Raw genomic sequence first — 24,077 nt, 5'->3', positions numbered from 1 at the left:
GACGATGCAGCGTTATTTTATAGATCGAACCAATTGGGAAGGTGACGGCGTTGCCATTACAGGTAATGATGTCCACCATATGACAAGAGTCATGAGAATGCAGGAAGGAGATACTTTTATCTGTGTTCATCCTGATCATGGCCCGGCTCTGTGTGAGATCGATATGATCAAAGCAGGCGAGAAAGTGACCGGCATTGTCAGGGAGTGGCTTGCGGAACATAAAGAACTACCTGTGAAAGTTACAATCGTTCAAAGTCTTGGAAAAGGGGATAAACTTGAACAGGTCGTTCAAAAAGGCACGGAACTCGGTGCTTACGATTTTATTCCATTTGAAGCAGAGCGATCGGTTGCAAAGTGGGATGAAAAAAAAGCGAAGAAGAAGATTTCCAGGCTTGAAAAAATAGCCAAAGAAGCGAGCGAACAGTCTGAACGGTCCAGGATTCCTGAAATATTAAGTGTTATGACTATAACAGAGTTGATCAAAAAGAGCCATAAGTACGACATAAAACTGATCGCTTATGAAAAAGAGGCACGATCTGGAGACCATCACTCATTGGCAGAACAGTTACAGCGAGTAACCAGTGGACAAAGTGTGATTGTTGTATTTGGCCCAGAGGGTGGATTTACATCTGAAGAAGCAGATCAACTCTTGTCAGCAGACTTCTATCCGGTACGATTAGGACCGAGAATACTGCGAATGGAAACCGCTCCGCTATATTTTCTATCCAGTTTATCCTATCAACTAGAAGAACAATAATGGACATTTTATAAAAGCCCTTTCATGCTGCTCGCTTTTTTCAAAGTGACATGCTATTATAAGGTAGATGTACGGACAACTAAAAGAAGGGATGATTTTCTATGGGACAAAATTTAGCAAAAATGATTGATCATACACAACTTAAACCAGATACTTCCAAAGATAAGATTACCGAGATTTGCCATGAAGCAAAAGAACATGGTTTTATGTCGGTTTGTGTAAATCCTTGCTGGGTGGAATATAGTTCACAATTACTAGAGGGTACAGACGTAAGAGTATGTACAGTTATTGGTTTCCCTTTAGGGGCGACAACGACAGAGACAAAAGTGTTTGAAACACGCCAGGCTATTAAGAATGGTGCTACAGAAGTGGATATGGTGATCAATGTTGGCGAACTAAAATCAGGAAATACGAAAGCTGTACAGGCTGATATTGAAGCCGTTGTAAATGAAGCCAAAGGTAAGGCCTTAGTAAAGGTTATTATTGAGACTTCCCTGCTGAATGATGAGGAAAAAGTCACAGCTTCACAGTTAACTAAAGATGGCGGAGCGGATTTTGTTAAAACTTCAACAGGATTCTCAGGCGGTGGCGCAACGGTTGAAGATGTTAGCCTAATGCGTAAAACTGTCGGTCCAGACTTAGGTGTAAAAGCTTCTGGCGGAGTACGTGATTACGAAGGAGCACGAGCTGTCATTGAAGCAGGAGCAACTCGTATTGGAGCAAGCGCAGGCATCGCCATCGTCAACGGAGGTACAGGAACATCTGATTATTAGAGTGGGAAAGCTGGTTGCGATCAAGCAACCAGCTTTTTTTATTAAAAGCTGAAGGCGAAATACTTCATGAAAAGACAGGACCTGCTATTATGAGTCAGGAAATATAAAAAAATTACTTTTAGGTTGTAACAAGTTAAAAATTCCGCTCTGCTTTGAGAAATCGACGATTTGAAATCGACGGATTACCTAAGTTCCAAGAGATTTCAACACATATGATCAATAAAAAAGTTGACCATACATGACCTATATAATATAATTGTCGAAGGTGTGGGAGTTCTCTACACTTTATAGAAACAGTTTTTTTGCTTTGGAGGGAGGGAAATAGCATGTCAAAAACAACTCGCGTCCGTAAAAACGAGTCTCTTGAAGATGCTCTTCGTCGCTTCAAGCGCGATGTATCGAAAAGCGGTGCATTATCAGAATATCGTAAGCGTGAATATTACGATAAGCCTAGCGTACGCCGTAAGAAAAAGTCTGAGGCCGCTAGAAAGCGCAAGTGATTAAAAGAGGGTGTTAAGTAGATGTCAATTCTAGAACGTCTAAACCAGGACATGAAGGCCGCGATGAAAGCAAGGGATAAGAAGACCCTTGGAGTCATTCGTATGGTTAAAGCTTCGATGCAAAACGAGGCTATTAAACTGGGTGAAGATCTATCAGAAGAAGAAGAACTGACTGTTTTATCTCGCGAGGTGAAACAGAGGAAAGATTCCCTCCAAGAGTTTAAAGAAGCTGGACGCGAAGATCTTGTAGAAGGACTTAATGAAGAAATTGAGATTTTACAAGTATACATGCCGAAACAGCTTACAGAAGAAGAACTTGAACAAATCGTTCAAGAAACAATTGAAGAAGTAGGGGCTTCATCTAAGAGCGACATGGGGAAAGTCATGAGTGCTGTGATGCCAAAGGTAAAAGGTAAAACAGAAGGCTCAAAGGTGAATAAACTCGTACTAAAGCAATTATCTTAAAAGATAAAGGTCTCTCTTAATAAAAAGAGGGACCTTTTGTATTTTTTGAAACTTATTACATAGGTATCCCGTATAATTAATAAGCAGTGTGCCAGCGCAAGGAGGTGAATTGTTTGAAGTGGGTTAATCGATCTCTAGTGATGGTGAGCATGCTCCTTATCCTGTGTTTTATTAGTGATCATGTGAAAGCTGAAGGAGAAGGCCAGCTGGTTTATGTGATCCCAGTCGAAAATACAGTTGAAAGCGGCATGGTTTCTTTCCTAGAACGTACAACAAATGAAGCCATTGAAAAAGGAGCAGATCATATCATATTTGAAATTGATACACCTGGAGGAAGGGTGGACGCTGCTGGAGACATTGGCGAGCTGCTTGCCGGCTTAGATATTTCAAATACGGCCTTTGTGGCCAGTCGGGCATATTCGGCAGGATCGTATATTGCCCTTAGTGCTGATCAAATTTATATGAAGCCCCAAGCTACGGTAGGTGCCTCAGGTGTCATTAATTCAGATGGAACGGCAGCTGATAAGAAAGCACAGTCAGCGTGGATTTCTGCAATGGTTTCGGCTGCCGAGGCAAACGGTCGTGACCCTTTATATGCTAGGGCTATGGCAGATAGCAGTGTGAATCTTCCTGAGTATGGAGCAGCTAAAGGAGAATTTTTGACACTAGGCCCTGAGGATGCCGTGGAAGTCGGTTATGCAGAAGGGATTGTGAAGGATCGGACTCAGCTCCTTCATGAAATCGGCATGAGCGATGCCAAGGTAGTTGAAACGAGCCCGACCCTGGCTGAAAATTTTGCGCGCTTTCTTACTCATCCGGTTGTTATACCTATTTTATTATCAATTGCCAGTATTGGTCTTGTTGTTGAGTTATACTCTCCTGGTTTTGGCATTCCTGGGATCATGGGAGCATTGTCCTTAGTGCTTTTCTTTTATGGGCATGTCGTTGCCGGGCTAGCAGGGTATGAAGCTATTGTCTTGCTGATCTTAGGAGTCGGCTTGATTGTAGCTGAACTATTTCTGCCTGGAGGCATAGCTGGAATAGCAGGGATAGCAGCTGTTGTAGCGTCGCTTATGATGTCATCTGCAGATTTAGGTCATATGGCGATGAGCATCGGAATTGCACTGCTTTTAACAATCGGAGTATCGATCATACTTATTAAAACGATCGGCTTTGAGCGAGGTTTTTTCCGGCACGTTATTCTTAATGATTCCACCTCGGCTGAAAAAGGGTATGTTTCAACTGTGAACCGTCTTGAACTGATTGGGCTGAAGGGAGAGACAATTACTCCTTTAAGGCCTTCCGGCACCGCTATCATTGATGAGGAGCGTATGGATGTGGTGTCAGAAGGAAGTTTCATTGCTGCTAATCAGCAGGTTAAAATTGTGAAAATAGAAGGTGCCAGAATTGTTGTTCGTCAAGAAAATTAAAATTGTAAAAGGGGAGTAATAAATGAGCTTACAAGAACTTATGCCAATCATTATCATTGGAATTATCATTATTGTTATAGCCGTGCTATTCACATTCATACCCGTGATGTTATGGATCAGTGCACTGGCTGCAGGAGTAAAGGTTAGTATTTTTACATTAGTGGGTATGCGGTTAAGGAGAGTTATTCCATCCCGAGTCATTAATCCGATGATTAAAGCGCACAAAGCAGGGGTTAATGTAGACACGAACCAATTAGAAAGTCACTATCTAGCAGGTGGTAATGTTGACAGAGTGGTAAATGCTTTGATTGCTGCTCAACGTGCGAATATAGAACTCAGCTTCGAGCGCTGCGCAGCCATAGACCTTGCAGGCCGAGATGTGCTGGAAGCTGTTCAAATGAGCGTTAATCCAAAAGTGATTGAAACTCCATTTATCGCCGGGGTAGCTATTGATGGGATTGAAGTCAAAGCCAAAGCGCGTATTACGGTTCGTGCTAATATCGATCGTCTAGTAGGTGGTGCTGGAGAGGATACCGTTATCGCTCGAGTTGGTGAAGGGATCGTGTCTACCATAGGTTCGAGTGAAAACCATAATAAAGTTCTGGAAAACCCGGACAGGATTTCACAAAATGTATTAGGAAAGGGATTGGACGCGGGAACAGCATTTGAAATTTTATCAATTGATATCGCTGATATCGATATTGGTAAAAACATTGGCGCCATTTTGCAGACAGATCAAGCTGAAGCAGACAAAAATATTGCTCAGGCGAAAGCTGAAGAGCGTCGTGCAATGGCTATTGCCCAAGAACAAGAGATGCGGGCACGTGTGCAGGAGATGCAGGCTAAGGTGGTTGAATCAGAAGCAGAAGTACCTCAGGCGCTGGCAGAAGCCCTGCGTTCAGGTAAAATGGGAGTTATGGATTACATGAATTATCAAAACATAAATGCTGATACAGATATGAGACAAACCTTAGGTGACATGTCTGATCAGGATAATGAGGAACAATAATTTTCCTAATCTTATAAAGGAGAATGGATATGGAAAATATTCTTGAATTAATATTTAGTAATTTTCTCGTCGTGGCGGCTGTGGTTGGGGGGATCATAAGCTTTTTCACTGGTTTAAATAAAAACAAGGAAGGCCAGGGTTCTCCTGTGTCTTCACCCACTACGCCAAGCGAACCTTCAGCATCACCTAAGCCAGCGGCGAAGACACTTGAGGGAACAGGTGGACATCTGCCGAACAGCCAGGAACGTACCAGAGACTACTACGATGAAAAACAAAAACGTCAAGAAGAATTACTGGAATATCAGAAGAATCGGGGCCAGGGTTCAATTTCTTCTACTCAAACTGAATCTGGGTCAATCTATGAACCAAATGGGATACAAGTCGAATATGGTAAGGAAAGAAAAAACGCAATTCGTTATTCCAGGCAATGGAATAAACAAAAATTGGCTGATGGTATCATAATGTCAGAAATACTTGGTGCGCCCAGAGCTTACAAGCCACATCGTTCAAATCCCAGAAAAAGATAAAAAAACGCACGAATTGTAGTGATACAATTCGTGCGTTTTTCGTATGTATAAGAGAAAGGAGGAAATCGAATGGTGAAATGGCAGCAGCAAATTCGTACATGGGTCGGCCGTTATTTCGATTTACCTTCTGACGTTATGCTTGATCTTCCTCGCATAACTACGATTGGGTCGATCCATGCCTACATAGAAAATCATACGGGACTACTGCTTTTCTCAGACCGTGAAGTGCGCTTAAAGTATCGTGATGGACACCTCTCCATAAAAGGGAAAAGCTTACGAATTAAAATGATGTTGAAAGAGGAGTTACTCCTCGAAGGTACGCTTGATTCCATAGAATTTTATCCAGATCCGAAGAAAGGAGGGAAGTAATGGCGAGGAACCAATTAGACTTTTTATATGGACTAGTTACGGTAAGGGTTAAGGGGGTATTAATTGAAGCATTCCTTCAAGCATGTACTAGAGAAGGAGCTTATATTACAAACGTTAAGCAGGTGTCCGACAAAGAAGTACACATGACTATACGACTTAAAGACTGGGTGATTTATCGCAGGCTTCGTAAAAAATACCGCTGTAAAATTCATATCATTGCTCGTCATGGTATTCCATTTCTCATCCATCGGCTCCTTGCTAAAAAAGCAGTACTCGCTGCCTTTCTTTGTGGGATCGGTGCCTTGTTTTTACTTGCCAATACATTATGGTCTGTCCAGATTAAAGGTTTGCCGCCTGAGCTTGAAGCGACCGTCGAAAGTCAGCTTGAATCCTATGGGGTAACAGAAGGGAAATTGACTATCGGGATGAAAGATCCTAATGAGGTACAACGACTTCTCCTGGAAGATGTTCCTGATTTGCTTTGGATTGGTGTGAAGAAGAAAGGGACGAGCTACCAGCTTTATGGGGTTATGAAAACGAGGCAGGATCCTGATGAAACGACAAGACCAGCTGATTTAGTAGCATCAAAAAAGGGCATAATAAAAAAAATGTTTATCACCAAAGGCAGACCCTTAGTCTCCGTTAATCAGTTTGTTAAAAAGGGGACAGTGCTGGCTACAGGTAAATTAAAAGAGGGAACAAGTGAAGCGGCCAAGGATGAATCTGAAGAAGATAGCGGCAAGTATATTGAGGCTGAAGGGGAAGTCATCGCTGAAACATGGTACCGAGCGGAAATTCAAGTTCCTGAAGATCAGCAATTGCAACTTACAGATGGAGAAAAGTCTTCAGCGTATTCCGTTGGGATAGGCTCAATAAATATTCCAATATGGGGATGGTGGAATACGGATGAGGAAAATGTAAGAGTGGAAACCTCTCAAAAGAAGTGGGACTTGTTTGGTTGGGAGTTGCCAATCCGTTTGGAAGTCAAAGATATGTATGCCCAAGAAGATGTTCAACCAGAAAATGATCGTGTTAAACAGGGAATCGTGGCAGCCAAAAGAGACTTAAAGCAGAAGCTCGATGAAGAGGCAAAGGTCATCGGCGAAAAAGTTTTGCACGAGCGTGAGGAGAATGGTAAAGTAAAATTAATCCTTTTATTCAAAGTACACGAGAACATTGCAGTGACCAAGTATGTAACCCAAGGAGATTGAGTATGCAAGGAAACTTAAAAACGATCGATATTCAACTGAATAATCCAACAGAAGCTTTGGCTCTATTCGGTACAGAAGATAGACATTTAAAGCAAATTGAAGAACAATTGAACGTCTCGATCATATCTCGAGGTGAACGAGTTAATGTTTCAGGGGAAGCCGAGCATGTTCGATTGGTAGAAGATATTTTACTGGCTGTACTAGCCATTATCCGCAAAGGGTTATCCATAACAGAACGCGATATTGTATACGCGGTAGAGCTTGCGAAAAAAGGAAAGATCAATCAGTTTGAAGCCCTTTTTGAGGACGAAATTACGAAGAATTCAAAAGGAAAGTCTGTGCGAGTAAAAACCCTCGGACAACGAAAATATGTGTCAGCGATTAAAAATCATGATCTTGTCTTCGGGATTGGGCCCGCAGGTACGGGTAAAACCTACCTCGCTGTTGTGATGGCAGTCAATGCACTGAAAAATGGTGATGTAAAACGAATTATTCTCACCCGGCCGGCGGTTGAAGCGGGAGAAAGCCTGGGATTCCTTCCAGGCGATTTAAAGGAAAAAGTTGACCCCTATTTACGGCCGCTTTATGATTCTTTGCATGATGTATTTGGCGCAGAGCATACCGCAAGATTAATCGACAGAGGAACGATAGAGATTGCTCCTCTGGCATACATGAGGGGGCGGACTCTCGACGATGCTTTTGCTATCTTAGATGAAGCCCAAAATACAACACCTGAACAAATGAAAATGTTTCTGACTCGTCTTGGTTTTGGGTCAAAAATGATTATAACCGGTGATATTACCCAGGTAGACCTTCCGAAAGGGGTTACGTCTGGATTAAAGGTTGCTGAGCAGAAACTCGGAAGTGTGAAAGGATCTGAGTTTATCCACTTGGATCAAACAGATGTGGTGAGGCATCCTCTAGTTCAAAGAATCATTGATGCCTACGAGCACAATCAGTCATAAGGCCCGTCATGCGGGTCTTATTTCATATGTGTGGTTTACATAAAATGTAAAAGGGGTGAGGATAGGGCTGGCAATTTTTTCTTTATTGATCGTAACGATTTTCTTTCATCAGGCTATCCAATTGCTGCAAACAAAACGCTATTCGATGCGACATATAGTGGTGATGCTGTTTGTTTCTGTTCTTATGATTGGTCTCATGAAGGTTTTTAGTTCGTTTACTATGATAAATCAGCCTTTCTATTACATACTTCCTGCAGCAACAGGGTCAATATTGTTAAAACTTCTATGTAATGAACGTGTTGCTATTGCTATGTCCATCGTTTATGGTATGATGGCGAGTCTGCTTTTCAACGGTGATGTAGCTGGTGTGTTAAATGCTCATGTGGCGATATATGTTGTGCTGTCTCAATTTGCAGCTATTTTTCTGCTCGTCCATACTAAGAAAAGGCAGTCGATCGTAAAAGCGGGTGCGGGGGCAGCTGTCATGAATAGTTTAACCGTATTATTTGTTGTATTCATTTCTTTTGAAAAGTATTCATGGTACGATTTATTTTTATATGCTGGCTATGGTGTAGCTGGAGCTCTATTATCCGTAATATTAACGTATGGCCTGCTGCCCTTTATTGATTCTGGTTTAGGGATCTTAACTGATAGCAAACTGTTGACCTTGTCAAACCCTAACCACAAATTGTTACGCAAAATTTTGACGGAAGCGCCTGGGACTTATCATCACAGTATAATGGTAGCTAATTTAAGTGAGTCAGCTTGTGAGGCGATCGGAGCGCGTGGGTTGCTGGCACGAGTCGGTGCTTATTATCATGATCTCGGAAAAACGCTAAATCCGCACTATTTTATCGAAAATCAAATGGGCATGAAAAACCCGCACGATTTTCTAAAACCAGAACAAAGTGCTACGATTATCATTAACCATCCTTATGATGGGGCAGAACTATTAAAAAAAGAAAAACTTCCGAAAGAAATTATTGATATTGCTAAACAGCATCACGGAACAACTTTACTGAAGTATTTCTATTTTCAGGCGAAAGAAGAGGACGAATTCGCAAGTGAAATGAGTTTCAGGTATCCTGGTCCTAAACCACAAACTAAAGAAGCCGCTATTGTCTGTATTTGTGACTCTGTAGAAGCGGCGGTCCGATCCCTGGACCACCCGACTACAGAAGAAATCAAAAGAATTGTTCATGCCATAGTGGAGGATCGCTTACTGGATGGACAATTTGATGAATGCAGTTTGTCGTTCAAAGAGTTAAAAACAATAGAAAATGCAATTTGTGAAACGTTGCAGGGGATATTTCATTCCAGGATTCAGTATCCTGATCAGCATTCAATCATAAAGGAGGCTAAATAATGATACAGATTGATTTTCAAGATGAGACCGATTCAGTTGATGAAGCATTTGTAGATTTAATTCAAAGATTGATTGAGTTCGCTGCGGCAAAAGAACAGGTTACACCTCAATCTGAAGTATCCATTTCATTCGTGGATAACAACTACATTCGGGAATTAAATCGGAATTACAGACAAAAGGACCAGTCTACAGATGTTATTTCTTTTGCTATGCAAGAATTAGGTGAAGGGGAAGTGGAAGTCCAGTCGAGTGAAATACCTGCTATTCTAGGTGACATTGTTATTTCGGTGGATAAAGCAAAAGAACAGTCCGAGGAATTTGGCCATTCATTTGAAAGAGAGTTAGGTTTTCTGGCTCTTCATGGATTTTTGCACCTCCTTGGGTATGATCACATGGAGAACGAAGATGAAAAGACAATGTTCTCCCGTCAAGAGGAAATTCTACATGAGTATGGACTCAAGAGATCGTAAACGAAGCAAGTTGATCGGGCTGCGGTTTGCATTAAATGGGCTTAAAGAAGTCTTTTTAACGGAGAGGAATTTCCGTATTCATCTTCTAGTTGCCAGCCTTGCTTGTTTCCTAGCCGTTTACCTTGGGATCTCATGGACTGAATGGGCTGTTCTAATAACTATAGTTGTTTTAGTATTAACTATGGAAGTTATTAATTCGAGTATTGAACGTGTATTGGATTATTTGGCGCCAGAACAGCATCCATTAGCAGGAATTATTAAAGATATGGCCGCTGCTGCGGTGTTGATAACAGCTGTAGGATCAGTACTCGTGGGAATATGTATATTTTTGCCTAAACTCATGATGATCTTATAAATCAAGCAATGTTTGATGGAGGAAAGTTTATGGAAGAACAATTTAAATCCGGCTTTGTAGCCATTGTGGGCCGCCCGAATGTCGGAAAGTCAACCTTTATGAATCATGTTATTGGCGAAAAAATTGCTATCATGAGCGATAAGCCGCAAACAACAAGAAATAAAATTTCCGGTGTTTTGACGGAGAAAGATGCTCAGGTGATTTTCATTGATACACCTGGTATCCATAAGCCGAAACACAAACTGGGAGATTACATGGTCAATGTAGCGGAAAATACGTTAAATGAAGTGGACGCCGTTATGTTTATGATCAATGCTGAAGAGGGATATGGACGTGGCGATCAGTTTATCCTGGATCGTCTTGAACGGGTAGACAAGCCTGTCTTTCTGGTCATTAATAAAATTGATCAGGTTCATCCTGACCAGCTTCTGCCACTCATTGACCAATATCGAGAGAAATTTGAGTTTGAAGAAATTGTGCCAATTTCTGCCTTAGAAGGTAATAATGTTAACCATTTACTGCAAGTGGTTAAAGCCCACTTGCCGGAAGGACCCCAGTTCTATCCAGAAGATCAAATAACCGATCATCCGGAGCGTTTTATTATCAGTGAGTTTATAAGAGAAAAGGTATTGCACTTGACGCGGGAGGAAATTCCGCATTCAATTGCTGTAGTCATCGAGGGCATAGAGCCAAGAAAGGATACAAATGCTGTGTACGTACAAGCAGCAATCATCGTCGAGCGTAAATCACAAAAGGGGATTATCATTGGTAAACAAGGCAGTATGCTGAAAGAAGTTGGTAAGCGGGCACGGAAAGATATTGAGGCTTTATTAGGAAGTCGCGTTTATTTAGAACTTTGGGTGAAAGTTCAAAAAGATTGGCGGAACCGCCAAGTGCAGCTAAGTGATTTCGGTTATAATGAAGACGAATATTAAATATGGAAAAAATTAAGCCTTATCGTTTTTCTCATATGAAGCAACCTAAGTATGTCATGACATTTCTTTTTTAACGATACTATGAAAGGCGGTGTTTCTTGTGCATAACATGTCTTGGAATGTATTTAGACAGACAGGAAACATAGAAACCTATTTGTTGATGAAGGAACTGGAAATAAACAATGCATCGTCAGAAGAGCCATTAGTTTCAGCAATGACAGAACAGGGTGAGGAAGATCCGGGCAGTAACTAAAGCAGGTGAATGCTTTGTTAGAAAATGTGGAAGGTATTGTGATACGAACGAGGAATTATGGGGAAACACACAAAATAGTCACCTTGTTGACGAGAGAAAAGGGAAAGATCGGGGTCATGGCTCGAGGAGCTAAAAAGCCCAAAAGCCGAATGGCCTCGGTCACACAACCGTTTATTCACGGTCAATATTTACTCTACGTTGGTTCTGGGTTAGGCTCATTAAGTCAAGGGGAAGTTATGGCTTCACTTCGATCAATACGTGAAGATATTATCTTGACAGGATATGCCTCCTACATGGCTGAACTAACCGATAAGCTTATGGAAGAGAAACGGCCTGATCCCTTTATATTTGAGCAGTTATTACAATCTCTGATGTGGATGGCCGATGGGAAAGATCCGGAGATTCTTTCCATGATGTATGAGATGAAATTGTATAGAAAAGCAGGCTTTGCTCCAAGAGTTGACGGTTGCATGAATTGTGGAAAGGAGCAAAGCCCTTATGCGTTTTCTATAATGGAAGGCGGCTTATTATGCGGCCGCTGCTGGCACATTGATCCGGAGGCTTATCGTTTAACGGAGCCTCTATCACGATTGTTGCGTTTATTTCTACATATGGACGTAAAAAGGTTAGGGGAAATTTCTCTGAAAGAAGAGAATAAGAAAACACTCCGTCAGCTTTTAGACGAATATTATGATCGCTATGGAGGTTACTTTCTAAAGTCACGAAAGTTTCTTAAACAGTTGGATCTCTTTAAGGAATGATGATTGACAAACGATTCAAGATTCAGTATGATTTCATTACTAATAAATTGATGCTATGAAGGAAAGTAGTAATCGATCTTTACACAGTATAAGCGAGCCTGTGGTGGTGAAAGTCAGGTTGTGTAATTCGGTGAAGGCAGTCTGGAGCATGGTCGTTACAAAGCGGCTTGCTGTTTTTGAAGAAACGGCAAGCAAGTAGGGTGGAACCGCGGAAACCCCGTCCCTATGTCGTAAGGCATAGGGACGGGGTTTTTTATGTTCAGTTTTAGGTAACGAGAAGTTTTCTAAAGTTATGAACTATGAAAGAGGAGGTTAATGAATTTGAATATTCAAACGATGATCCAAACTTTGCAAAATCATTGGTCCAGCCAGGGTTGTTTGCTAATGCAAGCATATGATACTGAAAAAGGAGCTGGAACAATGTCGCCTATGACATTACTTAGAAGCCTGGGCCCGGAACCTTGGAATGTAGCCTATGTTGAACCGTCTAGAAGACCAGCGGATGGCAGATATGGCCAAAATCCTAATCGTCTCTATCAGCATCACCAATTTCAAGTCATTATGAAGCCCTCACCTGATCACATTCAGGAGCTATACTTAGATTCGTTGATTGCATTGGGGATAGATCCAGCAAAACATGATATACGTTTTGTGGAGGATAACTGGGAGAACCCGACTTTAGGGGCTGCAGGACTTGGATGGGAGGTATGGTTAGACGGAATGGAAATTACTCAATTTACATATTTCCAGCAAATTGGCGGTTTAGAAGCACGGCCCGTCTCTGCTGAAATCACATATGGAATTGAGCGTTTAGCTTCCTATATTCAGGATAAAGAGAATGTATTTGAATTAGAATGGACAGATGGCGTGACTGTGGGGGACATCTACACTCAGCCTGAATATGAACATTCAGTTTATACATTTGAGCAATCTAATGATGAAATGTTGTTTGAACTCTTTTCTATTTATGAGAAAGAGGCTAAACGTATTATGGAAGCAGGTCTCGTGTTTCCAGCGTACGACTATGTTTTAAAATGCTCTCACACCTTTAACTTGTTAGATGCGAAGGGTGTTATATCAGTTACTGAGCGAACAGGATATATTTCACGGGTAAGGAACTTGGCTCGGAAAATTGCTAAAACCTATGTCGAAGAAAGAGAAAGGCTTGGATTTCCAATGTTAAAGGAGGGGGAAAGTCATGAATAAGACAGTGTTATTTGAGCTCGGACTCGAAGAAATGCCAGCCAGGTTTATTGATGACGCTCTAAAACAGCTTACTGCTCGTACAGAAGACTGGTTTAACGAAAATCGCATACCCTACGGATCAATTCAAAGTTTTGCGACGCCAAGACGTCTTGCTGTTAAAATTTCCGATGTGGCTGAGCAGCAGACTGATATGGATGAAGAAGTGAAAGGTCCTGCAAAAAAGATTGCTCAAGATGAGGAGGGCAACTGGTCAAAAGCTGCTATTGGGTTTTCAAAAGGTCAGGGAAAGACAGTTGATGACATTTATTTCAAGGAAATTAATGGGACGGAATATGTTCATATTAATAAGTTTACTCAAGGTGAGTCTTCCTTCAAGTTATTAGCAGAATTTAGAGAAGTGCTGTTAGGATTAAATTTTCCCAAAAACATGAGATGGGGAAACTCTGACCTTCGTTTCATCCGGCCTATTCGCTGGATCGTTGCTTTATATGGGGATGCCGTCATTCCTTTTCAAATTGGTAAAGTGTCAACTGCTAAACATACGTATGGTCATCGATTTTTAGGAAGCGAAAGTGCAGTCGTTTCGAAAGCTGATGACTATGAATCTGTCATGGAACGAGAGTACGTAATTGCTGATCAAAATAAGCGTAAGCAGCTTATTGTGGAACAGTTATCTAAGCTGGAAGAAACAGAAAACTGGCTGATTATGAAGGACGAGGAGCTGCTGAATGAAGTAACTCACCTTGTTGAATACCCTACCGTATTCAGTGGAGCGTTTAGTGAAGAATTTTTAGAAGTACCCGAGGAAGTCCTCATCACATCAATGAAGGAACATCAGCGCTACTTTCCTGTCAGAGCTGATAATGGTAGCCTTCAGCCATATTTTGTAGCGGTTCGAAATGGAAATGGTGAACATTTAGATACAGTGTCACGTGGAAATGAAAAAGTATTAAAAGCAAGACTTGCTGATGCTCAGTTTTTCTATAGAGAGGATCAAAAAGGGTCGCTTGAACAGAAAGCAGCAAAGTTACAAAAGATGGTGTATCAGGAGGAGTTGGGAACACTTGCTGATAAAGTGGACCGCGTCAAAGCAATAACTGCTGAAATAAGTGCTATGCTTGAATTCTCTGAATCAGAAACGGCAAAAGCCATGCGAGCAGCGGAACTTTGCAAGTTTGACTTGGTTACACATATGGTTGATGAATTTTCTGAACTTCAAGGTATTATGGGCGAGAAGTATGCGCGTCTGTTTGGCGAGGATGAAGACGTTGCAGCAGCCATTAGAGAACATTACATGCCAATACATGCAGGGGGAGAACTTCCTGAAACCATGATTGGTTCAGTAGTCAGCGTAGCTGATAAGCTGGATACCATTATCGGTTCTATTTCAATCGGGAATATTCCAACTGGTTCCCAAGATCCATATGGGTTAAGAAGACAGGCACTTGGCATATTACAGATTCTAAATCAAAACAATTGGTCGATCTCTTTAGAGCAATTGCTTGATATCGTTTATGAACTTTATGATAGAAAACAACTTTCTGAACGAAACAGAGTAGAAGTCAAGCAAGATGTTCAGGAGTTCTTTACTGTTCGTGCCTCATACTTGTTGAAAGATGAAGGAATTGAACCAGATGTCGTTGAAGCTGTACTAGCTCACGGGATACACATTTATCCTGTAATGGTGGAAAAGGCTAAGATACTTGCTGAAAAGCGACAGGACTCAGGGTTTAAGCCCACTCAGGAAGCCTTGGGCCGAGTATTAAACCTTGCGGAGAAAGCTGTATCTATGGAAGTAAATCCAAATTTATTTGAAAATAAATCAGAAACCGATCTTTATGCGACTTATCAGCAAGTGCATGATGATTATCAGCAATTGCTTGCAGACGAAAAACCAGACAAGGCGTTGCATAAGTTAACTGAGCTTACTGAACCGATCCACTCATTTTTCGACAATACGATGGTAATGGCAGAGGATGAAAAGGTGAAACAAAACCGATTGGGATTGTTAAGTTTAATTTCTAATGACATTATGTCCTTTGCAGATTTTAATGCGATCCAATGGAAACAGCAGTTTTAACAGCCTTCAAGTTGCTAATAATGTGCTATAATGGTAATTAGTATGTCACAGTTAGTGATTAGGGTGGTGAAGGAATGGATCTATCCAACCGACAAGAACAAATTATCCAAATTGTAAAAGAAAACGGACCGATTACAGGTGAGAATATAGCGGATCAATTAAGCTTGACTAGAGCCACATTACGGCCAGACTTAGCCATTTTAACAATGGCAGGGTTTTTGGATGCTCGTCCTCGGGTAGGCTACTTTTTTACGGGGAAAACCGGCTCAGAGCTTTTAACTGAAAAGCTGAAAAAGTTTAAAGTACATGAATATCAAGGGCTTCCCATCGTGGTGGAAGAGGATGTTTCCGTTTACGATGCGATTTGCACTATGTTTCTGGAGGACGTAGGGACATTATTCGTTACTAAGGAACAATCCTTGCTCGTAGGAGTGCTTTCGAGGAAAGACTTATTACGGGCCAGTATTGGAAACCAGGATTTAACATCTATTCCCGTTCATATTATTATGACGAGAATGCCTAACATATCTATTTGTGAAAAGGACGACTTGCTATTAGATGCCGCTCAAAAGCTAATTGAAAAGCAGATCGATGGATTACCTGTTGTAAAACCTAATGGTCAGGGATTAGAGGTAGTAGGACGTTTAACGAAAACCAGTATTACTAAAGCTTTAGTGGAGCTTGCAAGAGATCAACACCTATGAGCAACTCCTATGAAATGAGGGATGACTGATGAAGAAACCATGTATTTATATCCTATCTGATTCTGTAGGAGAAACGGCTGAGTTAGTTGTAAAGGCCGCACTCAGCCAATTTGATGATGGTCCTTTTGATGTCCAGAGAATACCTTACGTAGAGGATAAAGGAACCATCAATGAAACAATAGCCCAGGCAAAAGAGCATGAGGCATTGATAGGCTTTACTTTGGTAGCACCAGAATTCAGACAGCATCTTTTAGCGAAAGCCAGACAGGAGAATATTGAATGCATTGACATAATGGGACCCATGATGGATGCTATGCAGCGTTTCCTTAATACCGAACCAAGACTCGAACCAGGACTCGTTCATAAATTGGATGAAGATTACTTTAAGCGTGTGGAAGCGATTGAATTCGCTGTTAAGTACGATGACGGCAGGGATGCTAGAGGGATCTCAAAAGCGGATATAATTCTGATCGGAGTCTCGAGGACATCGAAGACTCCCCTATCTCAGTATCTAGCTCATAAACGGCTGAAGGTAGCGAACGTTCCAATTGTCCCAGAGGTAGATCCGCCAGATGAATTATTTAGAGTGAACCCAAATAAATGTATTGGACTTAAGATTAGCCCTGAGAAATTAAATGATATTCGTAAAGAACGACTGAAATCACTCGGATTAGGTGAGCAGGCAAGTTATGCGAATATGAACCGTATCCATCAGGAAATAGAGCACTTTAATACTGTGGTGGAAAAGATCGGCTGTCATGTAATTGATGTTTCACACAAGGCGGTTGAAGAAACAGCTAATGTTATTGTCAATAAACTAAGAGAAGATTATTTAAAATAATTGCAACAGAATTAAGAGGTCGCGCTTTTAGCAGCGCGGCTTTTGTTGGGAACAAAACATAAAAAACTAGAGCTAGGCTCATTTTTGTGAAAAAATTAGTAATAAAATTATAGATTTTTATGCTCCAATGTATTATAATGGATTTTTGTGAAAAAATGATAGAAGTCTTAATTACTTTCAGAAAAATAAAACATTAAGAAATGGGAAGGATTCTTTGGTTTATTGTAGAATTATTGAATTATGCTAAAACAAAGACAACAAGCTTGGGTAGATGCTCAGGTTTATGTCATTACTCCTAGAGGTACACTAATAGGAGAGGGCAATGCAGACGAGATCATGGCTCAATAATTCAGGCAGCAACGATGAAGCATTGGGGTACGTAGTAATAATCTTTGTAATTTGGTGATAAAAATGGCCGGACACATTCCAGAGGAAAAAGTAGATGAAATTCGGAAAGCTGTAGATATTGTGGACGTTGTGGGCGAACATGTTCAATTAAAGAAGCAGGGTAGAAACTACTTCGGATTATGCCCTTTTCACGGTGAGAATACTCCTTCCTTTTCCGTATCCGCTGATAAACAAATCTTTCATTGTTTTGGATGTGGAAAGGGTGGGAACGTCTATTCTTTTCTAATGGAAATGGAAGGATATACTTTCCTTCAGGCAGTAAAAAAGGTAGCTGATCAGACTGGCCACCCCTTGCCAGAGCAATTCATTGAAACTCAACAGCCAGATCATGACCCGGAATCTCAAAGCAGCTTAGATGCACATGCCTGGTTGACTAAGCTCTATCATCATCTATTACGAAATTCGAAAGAAGGACAAGAAGCATACGAGTATTTACTGCAGCGCGGCTTTACGGAAGACACAATAAATCGACATCAGCTAGGGTACTCTCCAAGTTCGAATGATTTTGTTGTAACCTTTTTAGAGAAGAAAGGTTTTCATCCGCAGCAAATGGTAAAGGCTGGTTTATTGAATACTAATGAACAAGGCGGATATTTTGATCGCTTCAGAGGTAGAATTATGTTTCCTCTCCGCAATCATCTCGGGAAAACCGTAGCTTTCGCAGGAAGGGCGACTGGATCTCAGGAGCCTAAGTATTTAAATAGTCCAGAAACAGACTTGTTTAGAAAGGGCCGCCTTCTATATAATTTTGATTTGGCGCGGGGATCCATCAGAAAACAAAACCAAATCATTTTATTTGAGGGGTATGCTGATGTTATATCCGCCGATCAAGCAGGCATTCAAAATGGGATTGCCACCATGGGAACATCAGTCTCAGATACTCAAGCCCAGCTAATAAAGCGTTACGCCGACAAGGTTATTATTTGCTATGACGGTGATGATGCAGGAATAGAGGCCGCTGTTAAAGCGGCAAAGTTGCTTAAAAAAGCTGGTTGTGAAACGAATGTAGCGCGAGTTCCGAATGGAATGGATCCGGATGAATTTATTAAAAAATTTGGCGGCGAGCGTTTCAGGCGTGAAATATTAGATGCTAGTGATCCATATACATCTTTTATGATCCACTATTTAAGACGGGGCTTTAATCTGCAATTAGAAGGAGATCGGATCACTTTTATCGAAAGGGTATTACAAGAGGTCGCACAGCTGGACCGGGCCATCGAAAGGGAACATTATCTGAACGAAATAGCTGAAGAATTTCAAATGTCCATGAGTACCTTAAAGGAAGAAGTGGAGCAGCTAAGACTGCAGCATCCTAAACTGGATAGCATGGATAAGAGGCGACATACTAATTCTACAAGCTCAAAAAGCGTGCACCATAAACTGCTTCCTGCCTTTCATAATGCTGAAAGAAAGCTGATAGCATATATGTTGAAAAACCCTTTTATTGCTGATAAAGTTCAAGAAGAATTAGGTGGTTCGTTTAATATTACCGAGCATCAGGTCATTGTTACGCATCTTTACGCATATTATGAAGACGGTCATGAATCAGATATTAGTCATTTTGTTGAACGGATTGAAGATCCATCTTTGAGGAACCTTGTTATACACTTAGCTATGTCACCATTGGCTGAGGAGGAAGTGTCGGATAAGGAAATTGATGACTATATTCATCGGATTCGATTAGAAAACAGTGATCGGGTCGATATTAAGAGCTTAGAGGCTGAGCTTAAACGGGCTGAACAGCACAATGAGCCGATAAAAGCAGCAGAAATTGCCATGAAAATCTTGAGACGAAAACAAGAGTTGAAAAACACTCACTAAACTGGTTTTGGATAGTTGGAAGGAGGGGGACTTATGGCGGATAAGCAACAACAGCCATCACGTTCTAAAGAAAATGAAACTGAATTGACCCTGGAGCAAGCAAAGGAGCAATTGCTTGAAATGGGTAAAAAACGAGGGGTTCTAGCCTATGAGGAAGTGGCAGAGAAACTTTCGAGCTTTGAATTAGACTCAGATCAAATGGATGAGTATTACGAGCACTTGAATGAGCAGGGTGTAGAGGTAATCGGTGATTCGGAACAAGATCCTAGCATGCAGCAGCTGAATAAAGAAGAAGAATTTAATTTAAACGATTTAAGCGTGCCTCCAGGTGTTAAAATAAACGATCCTGTTCGGATGTACCTGAAAGAAATAGGAAGAGTTAACCTTTTATCGGCCAAGGACGAAATAAGTTTGGCTCAACGCATCGAAAACGATGACGAAGAAGCGAAGCGCGATCTTGCAGAAGCGAACTTACGTTTAGTTGTCAGCATCGCAAAAAGGTATGTTGGTCGAGGAATGCTCTTTTTAGATTTGATCCAGGAAGGAAATATGGGTCTAATTAAAGCGGTAGAGAAGTTTGATTACCGTAAGGGATACAAATTTAGTACGTATGCTACATGGTGGATAAGACAAGCTATCACCCGTGCTATAGCAGATCAGGCGCGTACAATTCGAATTCCCGTTCACATGGTTGAAACGATTAATAAGTTAATTCGTGTTCAGCGGCAATTACTGCAGGACCTAGGACGTGAACCCACTCCAGAAGAAATTGCTCAGGACATGGAACTTACTCCTGATAAGGTCCGTGAAATCTTAAAAATTGCTCAAGAACCAGTCTCTCTTGAAACTCCTATTGGAGAAGAGGACGATTCACATCTTGGTGATTTCATTGAAGATCAGGAAGCTACTTCCCCATCTGACCATGCTGCTTATGAATTGTTGAAAGAACAGCTAGAAGATGTATTGGATACCCTGACTGATCGTGAAGAGAATGTACTTCGCCTTCGTTTCGGCCTAGATGATGGACGCACTCGTACTCTTGAGGAAGTTGGGAAAGTATTTGGCGTAACAAGAGAGCGAATTCGTCAAATTGAAGCGAAAGCTCTTCGTAAGCTCAGACATCCTAGCAGAAGCAAACGTTTGAAAGATTTTATGGAATAGAATGAGATCCATATCACGAGGGTCCCTTGCTAAAAACCATTTAGTAGGTGGGTCCCTCTTTTTTTACACTTCATACAGGGTGAGCACACAGTAGATCATCCTATGGAGTCCATCACTAAAGTGGTTGTAACTCCAATCATATCTTGTCATTTATTTTACTGAATTGAGCTTCATATTGCAAACAGGGCTTTTGTCGACATTTGTTTGATGCTCATTCCTATATATAATTATTTTGCTCTATTAGATAAAAGCTGCAGGTCATTAGTATTTCTTTCAAAGTTTTATCATTGTTTTATAAGTTTTCATACGTTTTCCCTTTTCTAAATGGAGGTTTTCAAGTAAAATAAGTATAGTCTGTAAGATAGTTGTTACACTAAAAGAGGAATACATAAGGAGGATGCAAGTTATGAAAAGAAACCCTGTGATTCCTTTTGCAATTATTGCTGTTTTAGGAATTTTGGCTATGATTGTTATTTCAGGGATAGGTGTAAACCAAAAAGAAGCAATTCAGAATGAAGAAGAAGGCGGGGGACAAGAGCAGACGGCGGATGCTAGTCCGGAAGAAATGTTTCAGGCTAAATGTGCCAGCTGCCATGGTGGTGACTTAAGTGGAGGAATCGGACCAAATCTGCAACAAGTTGGAAGCCGTTACTCTGCAGAAGAAATTCAGGACATCATTATAAATGGTAAGGGCTCCCAAATGCCTGCCGGTCTTTATACGGGAGAGCAAGCAGCGAAGCTAGCCCAATGGTTGGCCGAAAAAAAATAAACCGATGAGAAAAGCTTTCTGTTCCTTCCAGAAAGCTTTTCTTTTTTGAAAGGAAAGTGATTTATGAAGGTAACACAACTATCCGCCCGTCTGGCAAAGGTGGCAGAATACTTGCCTGAAGGAGCGTGGTTCGCCGATATAGGCTCAGATCACGCCTATCTTCCTTGTTTTGTTTGTCTTCATGATGATAATGCCAGGGCTGTAGCAGGAGAGGTGAATAAAGGCCCTTATCAAAGCGCTGTCCAAGAAGTCTGTTCACATGAGTTAACTGATCGGATAGATGTCAGGCTGGGAGATGGCTTAAAGGTTTTAGAAGCAGATGAAGTACAGCAAATTGTCATTGCAGGTATGGGAGGGCCGCTTATCCGGGATATTTTAGAACAAGGGAAAGATAAATTAGGTCGAGTATCCAGAATTATTGCCCAGCCAAACATTGATGCACGCACGGTCCGTAAATGGTTTTACGATAATCAATTTTGTTTAGTTCAAGAAGCCATTCTTGAAGAGAATGGCCATATTTACGAAGTATTAGTGGCTGAAACAGGAGAGCCGGGAAAAAATTATGACGATGAGATTCTGCAAAAACAAATGTGGCTTGGACCTTTTCTAGTAAAGGAAAACAATTCAGTGTTTAAAAAGAAATGGCAGCAGGAAAAAAATAAGAAAGAAAAAATATTACAGCAGATGAGCGGCTCTAAACAACCTGATCAATTGAAAATGAAACAATTCCAAAAAGAATTGGAGTGGATAAAGGAGGCGCTTGAACCATGACATACACAATTCAGGCAAAGGATGTTGTTCAGCAGCTGGAAAAGGTCTCACCGAAACACTATGCGTTTGACTGGGACAATGTAGGGCTTCAGGTTGGGTCGATAAATAAGCCCGTAAGCAATGTGATGATCACGCTGGATGTGTTGGAAAGTGTGGTAGATGAGGCCGTTGAAAAGAATGTAGATTTAATTATTGCTCATCATCCGTTATTGTTTGTTTCTTTAAAGCAAATCAATACGGACACACCGAAAGGCAGGGTCATTAGCAAGCTGATCCAGCATGATATAGCTGTTTATGCAGCTCACACGAATTTAGATGTGGCAGCTGGAGGAGTAAATGATGTGATGGCAGATCTTTTAGGGCTTGAGAATCTAGTGCCAATGATAGAAACTGGACAGGATGAGTTAGTGAAGCTTGCTGTGTTTGTACCTAAAGACTATGCAGATACACTCCGAAATGCCATAAGTGAAGCTGGTGCAGGTCATATAGGTGCATATAGTCATTGTACTTTCCAGTCAGCAGGTCAAGGAACGTTTATGCCGCTTGATGGTACTAACCCTTTTATCGGACAGCGAGGAGAGTTAGAAAAAGTTGATGAATATCGTATGGAGACCATTATTCCAAAGTCCAAACTATCTTCTGTGCTAGACGCTATGAACCATGCACATCCTTATGAGGAAGCTGCATATGATCTTTATTCAGTACTTAATGAAGGTGAGAAGAGGGGAGTAGGGAGAGTAGGAAATCTCTCAAACGAGATTACCCTGGAGGACTTATGTAATCAGGTAAAACGACAGTACGATATCCCGGCTTTACGGTATGTAGGTGATCCTGATCGATTAGTTAAGACAGTCGCTATCCTAGGAGGAAGTGGAGAGAAGTATATCGATGACGCCAAGAAGGCAGGTGCGGATGTGTATATTACAGGGGATCTTTCCTTTCATTTAGCACAGGATGCAGAGCAAATGGGTCTCGCGTTAATTGATCCAGGTCATCATGTAGAAAAAGTGGTAACACCAAGGCTGCAGCAGCTTTTGCAAGAGCAGTGCGGATCTGAGGTTACATTTGTGGTATCAAGTTCTCTTACAGAACCGTTCCGCTTTATGTAATGGATAACTAACCTTATTGTGCTCGATGAACATCAATCTCCAATAAAAGAGCCAATATTAAAGGTAAAATGCCACCGTTCGCGGTGGCATTTTGTGTTACTTCTTTTTAGCTTTTACCCGAGGAAGAATTTTTTTCTGTTCTACTTTTGATTCAAGGTTCCATTCATCCTCTTTCGTGGAGTCGTATTGTTCAATGAACTTAATGACTTCTTTTGTAATCGGTGTGGGAGTAGACGCACCGGCAGTTACGGCTACTTTTTGTACACCTTCGAGCCACTCCAATTTTAAATCGGATATATCAGCGATTCGGTAGGCTGGTGTACCAGCAACTTCTTGAGAGACCTGAGCCAGCCGATTTGAATTATTACTAATTGGATCACCGACCACAAGGGTTAAATCAGCGTCTTTAGCCTGCTCGGATACAGCCTCCTGACGTACCTGGGTAGCCATACAAATCTCTTGATGTTTCTCGACATGAGGATATTTCTCCCGGACCTTTTCCATTACGTCATAAACATCCCATTGACTCATCGTTGTCTGGTTAGTAATGAGAAGCTTATCGTGGTCTAGGTGCAGGTCTTCCACATCATCTTCTGTTTGAACGAGATGAACTTTGCCTGGCGCAACTCCCATCGCACCTTCTGGTTCAGGGTGGCCTTTTTTACCTACATACACGATTTCGTAGCCCTCTGCCACTCTGTCACGAATTAAATTATGAGTATTCGTAACATCTGGACACGTGGCGTCAAGAGTTGTCAGTCCTTTTGCTTTCGCTCGCTCTTTTACTTCCGGGGAAACGCCATGAGCCGTGAAGATGACTGTACCTTCGTTAATGTCCTCCAGCAGCCCAAGACGATCTTTCCCGTCGACTGTTATAATTCCTTCATTTTCAAATGCATTTGTTACATGTGAGTTGTGCACAATCATACCTAGAATATATATAGGACGTGGCAAATTGGGGTCTTTGGCAGCATTTTGAGCAATGACCATAGCATCTACCACTCCGTAGCAATAACCGCGAGGTGCGATCTTTATGACTTCCATTTGATAAGTCCTCCTCT

26 protein-coding genes are annotated in these 24,077 nt (G+C 41.3%); 25 read left to right on the top strand and 1 reads right to left on the bottom strand.

Annotated elements, in window-relative coordinates; translation table 11 throughout:
• Positions 1-4: 4 nt before the first annotated feature.
• The 25 genes from B5354_RS18825 to B5354_RS18705 all read left to right on the top strand — a co-directional run bounded on the left by B5354_RS18825 (position 5) and on the right by B5354_RS18705 (position 23,016).
• Complete coding sequence (locus B5354_RS18825; RefSeq protein ID WP_079530320.1) at positions 5-757, top strand: 16S rRNA (uracil(1498)-N(3))-methyltransferase; 753 nt, start codon at positions 5-7, stop codon at positions 755-757.
• Between the two features lie 101 nt (positions 758-858).
• On the top strand, positions 859-1,530 hold the full coding sequence (gene deoC, locus B5354_RS18820; RefSeq protein ID WP_079530319.1) for a deoxyribose-phosphate aldolase: 672 nt from the start codon (positions 859-861) through the stop codon (positions 1,528-1,530).
• Positions 1,531-1,856: 326 nt separating this feature from the next.
• Positions 1,857-2,030: a 30S ribosomal protein S21 gene (gene rpsU / locus B5354_RS18815; protein ID WP_079530318.1), complete on the top strand. Its 174-nt coding sequence runs from the start codon at positions 1,857-1,859 to the stop codon at positions 2,028-2,030.
• Between the two features lie 21 nt (positions 2,031-2,051).
• Positions 2,052-2,495 (top strand): GatB/YqeY domain-containing protein, encoded by a 444-nt coding sequence (locus tag B5354_RS18810; protein ID WP_079530317.1) that lies wholly within the window; start codon positions 2,052-2,054, stop codon positions 2,493-2,495.
• A gap of 140 nt (positions 2,496-2,635) precedes the next feature.
• Positions 2,636-3,925 (top strand): NfeD family protein, encoded by a 1,290-nt coding sequence (locus B5354_RS18805; protein ID WP_079530643.1) that lies wholly within the window; start codon positions 2,636-2,638, stop codon positions 3,923-3,925.
• 22 nt (positions 3,926-3,947) lie between these two features.
• A complete protein-coding gene (floA, locus tag B5354_RS18800; RefSeq protein WP_079530316.1) occupies positions 3,948-4,934 on the top strand; it encodes a flotillin-like protein FloA in 987 nt (328 codons plus the stop codon).
• A 29-nt stretch (positions 4,935-4,963) separates the two neighbouring features.
• Positions 4,964-5,461: a hypothetical protein gene (locus B5354_RS18795; RefSeq protein ID WP_079530315.1), complete on the top strand. Its 498-nt coding sequence runs from the start codon at positions 4,964-4,966 to the stop codon at positions 5,459-5,461.
• 69 nt (positions 5,462-5,530) lie between these two features.
• Positions 5,531-5,830, top strand: coding sequence for a sporulation protein YqfC (yqfC, locus tag B5354_RS18790; protein ID WP_079530314.1), 300 nt, complete (start codon positions 5,531-5,533; stop codon positions 5,828-5,830).
• A complete protein-coding gene (yqfD, locus tag B5354_RS18785) occupies positions 5,830-7,041 on the top strand; it encodes a sporulation protein YqfD (RefSeq protein WP_079530313.1) in 1,212 nt (403 codons plus the stop codon). The genes yqfC and yqfD overlap by 1 nt, the downstream gene beginning before the upstream one ends.
• A 2-nt stretch (positions 7,042-7,043) precedes the next feature.
• Positions 7,044-8,006, top strand: a complete 963-nt coding sequence (locus B5354_RS18780) for a PhoH family protein (protein ID WP_079530312.1) — start codon at positions 7,044-7,046, stop codon at positions 8,004-8,006.
• A gap of 55 nt (positions 8,007-8,061) precedes the next feature.
• A complete protein-coding gene (locus B5354_RS18775) occupies positions 8,062-9,372 on the top strand; it encodes an HD family phosphohydrolase (RefSeq protein ID WP_079530311.1) in 1,311 nt (436 codons plus the stop codon).
• Complete coding sequence (ybeY, locus tag B5354_RS18770) at positions 9,369-9,842, top strand: rRNA maturation RNase YbeY (RefSeq protein WP_176142552.1); 474 nt, start codon at positions 9,369-9,371, stop codon at positions 9,840-9,842. Before B5354_RS18775 ends, ybeY begins: the two co-directional genes overlap by 4 nt.
• Positions 9,817-10,197, top strand: a complete 381-nt coding sequence (locus B5354_RS18765) for a diacylglycerol kinase family protein (protein WP_079530309.1) — start codon at positions 9,817-9,819, stop codon at positions 10,195-10,197. The genes ybeY and B5354_RS18765 overlap by 26 nt, the downstream gene beginning before the upstream one ends.
• A gap of 29 nt (positions 10,198-10,226) precedes the next feature.
• On the top strand, positions 10,227-11,132 hold the full coding sequence (era, locus tag B5354_RS18760) for a GTPase Era (RefSeq protein ID WP_079530308.1): 906 nt from the start codon (positions 10,227-10,229) through the stop codon (positions 11,130-11,132).
• A 109-nt stretch (positions 11,133-11,241) separates the two neighbouring features.
• The gene (locus B5354_RS20945) at positions 11,242-11,385 is read left to right on the top strand and encodes a YqzL family protein (RefSeq protein ID WP_079530642.1); all 144 of its coding nucleotides are present in this window, start codon (positions 11,242-11,244) and stop codon (positions 11,383-11,385) included.
• 14 nt (positions 11,386-11,399) lie between these two features.
• Entirely contained in the window at positions 11,400-12,146 is a 747-nt protein-coding gene (recO, locus tag B5354_RS18750; protein WP_079530307.1) for a DNA repair protein RecO, read from the top strand.
• A 321-nt stretch (positions 12,147-12,467) separates the two neighbouring features.
• On the top strand, positions 12,468-13,352 hold the full coding sequence (gene glyQ, locus B5354_RS18745) for a glycine--tRNA ligase subunit alpha (RefSeq protein ID WP_079530306.1): 885 nt from the start codon (positions 12,468-12,470) through the stop codon (positions 13,350-13,352).
• Complete coding sequence (glyS, locus tag B5354_RS18740) at positions 13,345-15,432, top strand: glycine--tRNA ligase subunit beta (protein ID WP_079530305.1); 2,088 nt, start codon at positions 13,345-13,347, stop codon at positions 15,430-15,432. Before glyQ ends, glyS begins: the two co-directional genes overlap by 8 nt.
• Positions 15,433-15,506: 74 nt before the next feature.
• Positions 15,507-16,136, top strand: coding sequence for a transcriptional regulator CcpN (ccpN, locus tag B5354_RS18735; RefSeq protein ID WP_079530304.1), 630 nt, complete (start codon positions 15,507-15,509; stop codon positions 16,134-16,136).
• Between the two features lie 28 nt (positions 16,137-16,164).
• The gene (locus tag B5354_RS18730; RefSeq protein WP_079530303.1) at positions 16,165-16,977 is read left to right on the top strand and encodes a pyruvate, water dikinase regulatory protein; all 813 of its coding nucleotides are present in this window, start codon (positions 16,165-16,167) and stop codon (positions 16,975-16,977) included.
• A gap of 411 nt (positions 16,978-17,388) precedes the next feature.
• On the top strand, positions 17,389-19,206 hold the full coding sequence (gene dnaG / locus B5354_RS18725) for a DNA primase (RefSeq protein ID WP_079530302.1): 1,818 nt from the start codon (positions 17,389-17,391) through the stop codon (positions 19,204-19,206).
• A 33-nt stretch (positions 19,207-19,239) separates the two neighbouring features.
• Positions 19,240-20,367 carry an RNA polymerase sigma factor RpoD gene (rpoD, locus tag B5354_RS18720; RefSeq protein WP_079530301.1) on the top strand — a complete coding sequence of 376 codons (1,128 nt, stop codon included), beginning with the start codon at positions 19,240-19,242 and terminating at the stop codon, positions 20,365-20,367.
• A gap of 406 nt (positions 20,368-20,773) precedes the next feature.
• Entirely contained in the window at positions 20,774-21,136 is a 363-nt protein-coding gene (gene cccA, locus B5354_RS18715) for a cytochrome c550 (protein ID WP_079530300.1), read from the top strand.
• Positions 21,137-21,199: 63 nt separating this feature from the next.
• Positions 21,200-21,907, top strand: a complete 708-nt coding sequence (locus B5354_RS18710; protein WP_079530299.1) for a tRNA (adenine(22)-N(1))-methyltransferase — start codon at positions 21,200-21,202, stop codon at positions 21,905-21,907.
• Positions 21,904-23,016 (top strand): Nif3-like dinuclear metal center hexameric protein, encoded by a 1,113-nt coding sequence (locus B5354_RS18705; protein ID WP_079530298.1) that lies wholly within the window; start codon positions 21,904-21,906, stop codon positions 23,014-23,016. The genes B5354_RS18710 and B5354_RS18705 overlap by 4 nt, the downstream gene beginning before the upstream one ends.
• 96 nt (positions 23,017-23,112) lie before the next feature.
• On the opposite strand, the gene B5354_RS18700 is transcribed toward B5354_RS18705, so the two are convergent.
• Positions 23,113-24,060: a 4-hydroxy-3-methylbut-2-enyl diphosphate reductase gene (locus B5354_RS18700; RefSeq protein ID WP_079530297.1), complete on the bottom strand. Its 948-nt coding sequence runs from the start codon at positions 24,058-24,060 to the stop codon at positions 23,113-23,115.
• Positions 24,061-24,077: the final 17 nt, after the last annotated feature.

It is taken from the genome of Halobacillus hunanensis (assembly GCF_900166655.1).
Taxonomy (GTDB): domain Bacteria; phylum Bacillota; class Bacilli; order Bacillales; family Halobacillaceae; genus Halobacillus_A; species Halobacillus_A hunanensis.
This window is presented reverse-complemented; position numbering and strand designations above follow the sequence as displayed.

Coding starts and splice junctions, on each gene's coding strand:
- B5354_RS18780 (WP_079530312.1), top strand. CDS start 7,044: ATGCAAGGAAACTTAAAAACGATCGATATTCAACTGAATAATCCAACA.
- B5354_RS18810 (WP_079530317.1), top strand. CDS start 2,052: ATGTCAATTCTAGAACGTCTAAACCAGGACATGAAGGCCGCGATGAAA.
- dnaG (WP_079530302.1), top strand. CDS start 17,389: ATGGCCGGACACATTCCAGAGGAAAAAGTAGATGAAATTCGGAAAGCT.
- B5354_RS18730 (WP_079530303.1), top strand. CDS start 16,165: ATGAAGAAACCATGTATTTATATCCTATCTGATTCTGTAGGAGAAACG.
- B5354_RS20945 (WP_079530642.1), top strand. CDS start 11,242: ATGTCTTGGAATGTATTTAGACAGACAGGAAACATAGAAACCTATTTG.
- B5354_RS18710 (WP_079530299.1), top strand. CDS start 21,200: ATGAAGGTAACACAACTATCCGCCCGTCTGGCAAAGGTGGCAGAATAC.
- era (WP_079530308.1), top strand. CDS start 10,227: ATGGAAGAACAATTTAAATCCGGCTTTGTAGCCATTGTGGGCCGCCCG.
- cccA (WP_079530300.1), top strand. CDS start 20,774: ATGAAAAGAAACCCTGTGATTCCTTTTGCAATTATTGCTGTTTTAGGA.
- glyS (WP_079530305.1), top strand. CDS start 13,345: ATGAATAAGACAGTGTTATTTGAGCTCGGACTCGAAGAAATGCCAGCC.
- B5354_RS18795 (WP_079530315.1), top strand. CDS start 4,964: ATGGAAAATATTCTTGAATTAATATTTAGTAATTTTCTCGTCGTGGCG.
- deoC (WP_079530319.1), top strand. CDS start 859: ATGGGACAAAATTTAGCAAAAATGATTGATCATACACAACTTAAACCA.
- rpsU (WP_079530318.1), top strand. CDS start 1,857: ATGTCAAAAACAACTCGCGTCCGTAAAAACGAGTCTCTTGAAGATGCT.
- ccpN (WP_079530304.1), top strand. CDS start 15,507: ATGGATCTATCCAACCGACAAGAACAAATTATCCAAATTGTAAAAGAA.
- B5354_RS18765 (WP_079530309.1), top strand. CDS start 9,817: ATGAGTATGGACTCAAGAGATCGTAAACGAAGCAAGTTGATCGGGCTG.
- B5354_RS18705 (WP_079530298.1), top strand. CDS start 21,904: ATGACATACACAATTCAGGCAAAGGATGTTGTTCAGCAGCTGGAAAAG.
- B5354_RS18825 (WP_079530320.1), top strand. CDS start 5: ATGCAGCGTTATTTTATAGATCGAACCAATTGGGAAGGTGACGGCGTT.
- B5354_RS18805 (WP_079530643.1), top strand. CDS start 2,636: ATGGTGAGCATGCTCCTTATCCTGTGTTTTATTAGTGATCATGTGAAA.
- yqfC (WP_079530314.1), top strand. CDS start 5,531: ATGGTGAAATGGCAGCAGCAAATTCGTACATGGGTCGGCCGTTATTTC.
- rpoD (WP_079530301.1), top strand. CDS start 19,240: ATGGCGGATAAGCAACAACAGCCATCACGTTCTAAAGAAAATGAAACT.
- floA (WP_079530316.1), top strand. CDS start 3,948: ATGAGCTTACAAGAACTTATGCCAATCATTATCATTGGAATTATCATT.
- yqfD (WP_079530313.1), top strand. CDS start 5,830: ATGGCGAGGAACCAATTAGACTTTTTATATGGACTAGTTACGGTAAGG.
- B5354_RS18700 (WP_079530297.1), bottom strand. CDS start 24,060: ATGGAAGTCATAAAGATCGCACCTCGCGGTTATTGCTACGGAGTGGTA.